This is a genomic window from Methylobacterium sp. WL116 (genome assembly GCF_008039455.1).
Classification (GTDB): Bacteria; Pseudomonadota; Alphaproteobacteria; order Rhizobiales; family Beijerinckiaceae; genus Methylobacterium.
The window spans coordinates 1-626 of the sequence record NZ_VRUV01001054.1; the positions used below are offsets into that span (position 1 = coordinate 1).

Annotated in this window: 1 protein-coding gene; it reads right to left on the reverse strand. The window is 72.8% G+C overall.

Annotated features, from left to right (window positions below; genetic code table 11):
• Positions 1 to 578, reverse strand: a 578-nt coding sequence (locus FV223_RS29355) for an ATP-binding protein (protein WP_147730079.1), incomplete at its 3' end; no start/stop codon positions are given.
• Positions 579 to 626 lie beyond the last annotated feature (48 nt).

Here is a 626-nt window from a genome sequence, read left to right on the forward strand (position 1 = left end):
GGCGCCGGCGCACCCTCGCGCAGGGTCGCCAGCACTTCCGCCGTGAAGCGCTCGCCGGAGGAGCGGAACTCCTCGAAGCGCTCGGCCCGCAGCCGCAGGTCCTTGGCGATCTCGGTCCACGGCGCGGTGAAGCTGCCCTCGGCATTGGTGCGCAGGTAGTCGCCGATCTCGAAGCGGTGCCCGGTGGCGATGAAGCGGGAGAGCACCTCCTCCTTCTGGTCGGTCGCCCGCGCGGCGAGCGCCAGCCCGAAGGAGACCGTGCGCCCGCTCTCGGCGTTCTCGAATACCAGGGCGATGACGGTCTCGCAGGCCTCGCGCGTCGGGCGCCCGCCCTCGGCCGGGTCGCTGATCCAGCCGAGGCAGTAGTCGCGCACAGTGCGCGCGCTGCGGCCCGAGGCCGAGGCGTTCAGCGCCAGCCGGCTGGCATTGTTGCCGGCCAGCACGGTGCCGACCGCATCGAAGATCGTCGACTTGCCGGCCCCCGTCGGCCCGACGAGCGCCGCCGCGCCCCGAATCCGGATCTGCTCGCGCCGGATGAGGTACCAGTTCGAAAGGGCGATGTCGGTGAGGCGGTACACCGGGGGCGGGTCCGATCCGGGTGAGGCGGGGGCGCCCAGTTGGCCAAC